This is a genomic window from Glutamicibacter sp. V16R2B1 (genome assembly GCF_005774635.1).
Lineage (GTDB): Bacteria > Actinomycetota > Actinomycetes > Actinomycetales > Micrococcaceae > Glutamicibacter > Glutamicibacter creatinolyticus.
Genome location: NZ_VATX01000055.1, coordinates 1 through 1383 on the forward strand (window position 1 = coordinate 1; position 1383 = coordinate 1383).

Annotated in this window: 3 protein-coding genes; all 3 read left to right on the forward strand. The window is 72.5% G+C overall.

The features are described 5' to 3' along the window. Positions 1–457: hypothetical protein (locus FDN03_RS16635; RefSeq protein WP_212743932.1), on the forward strand; the 457-nt coding region annotated here is incomplete at its 5' end. A 78-nt stretch (positions 458–535) separates the two neighbouring features. Further along, complete coding sequence (locus FDN03_RS16640) at positions 536–886, forward strand: hypothetical protein (protein ID WP_283205497.1); 351 nt, start codon at positions 536–538, stop codon at positions 884–886. Between the two features lie 46 nt (positions 887–932). Then, on the forward strand, positions 933–1383 hold a 451-nt coding region (locus FDN03_RS15980), incomplete at its 3' end, for a TIGR03618 family F420-dependent PPOX class oxidoreductase (RefSeq protein ID WP_138178581.1).

A 1383-nucleotide genomic window follows, 5' to 3' on the forward strand; every position in this document is an offset into this window, starting at 1 on the left:
CGGCGCGTTCAGCTTCCCGGTGGCCATCAACAACCAGGGCCAGGTGGCCGGCTTCACCACGGTCGGGGGCACCCGCCACTCGTTGCGCTGGGACGCCGGTACGCCCACCGACATCTCCGCACCCGGCGGCAACAGCCATCCGCTCGCCATCAACGACCCGGGTCAGGTGCTGCTCCAGGAGGGCGGCAGTCCCGCGCTGTGGGACAACGGAACCCGGACCGCCGTGGCGCCCTTCCCGGTCACCAACGCGGTGGGGCTCAATGACGCCGGCCAGGTGTTCGGCACCGGCCGTGGCACGGACGGCCAGGACCGGGCCTTCGTCTGGACCCGCACCGGCACGGTGGACGTCGGGTCGTTCGGCCTGACGACCACCGCCGTCGACCTCAACGACGGTGGCCAGCTCGTCGGCAACGGTGCGCTCACCCGCAGCCCGAACTACACGCACGGCTTCGTCTAGACGCCGCCGAGGAACGGACGCGCGGCCGCGCTGACGGACATCGGGACACTGGCCGGCCTGGAGACCGAGGTCCGCGACATCAGCGACGCGGGCGTGGTCGTCGGCCGCAGCAGCACCCAGACCGGGTGGCACGCGGTGCGCTGGACGAACGGCCGGCTGACCGACCTCGGTGTCCTGCGCGGCGGCAGCAGCAGCGAGGCGATCGCCGTCAACGAGTCGGGGCAGGCCGCGGGCTGGGCGAGCGCGTCCGACGGCCGTGCGCATGCCACCCTGTGGAAGAACGGGCGGCTGATCGACCTGGGGATCCCGAGCGGCTTCACGCAGAGCTACGCGGTCGACATCAACGACGCAGGCCTGGTGCTGGGCTACGCGATCCAGGACCTCACCGGTGCGGTACACAGTCTGGTCTGGACGGTGACGGGCGGATGACCGGCCATGGCCGGAGTCCCGGTCGTCCCGAGCGGGAGGCAGCCACGTGAGCACGACCGATCAGCCGGTGGCGTACGGACCGGGCCGCGGGCCGGGGCCGGTGGTCCTTGCCGAGGACGGCCTGGTGCGGCTGCTCGCCGCGCATCAGGTGGGTGCGTTGGCGACCACGAGGCGGGACGGCACCCCGCAGCTCTCGACCGTCGCCTACGTGTGGGACCCGGCGGGCCGGACGGTCCGGATCAGCACGACCGCCGACCGGCTGAAGGTGCGCCATCTGCGTCGTGATCCCCGGGCGTCGCTGTACGTCAGCACCGCCGACTTCGTGTCGTTCGTGGTGGCAGAGGGCGAGGCCGAGCTCTCCGAGGTGAGTACGACGCCGGGGGACGAGGCCGGCCGGGAGCTGCTCGCCCTGGCGCCGGCCTTCGAGGACCCAGCCGACGAGCAGGCCTTCCTGCGCAACATGGCCGCCGACCGGCGCCTCGTCATCAGGATCAGGG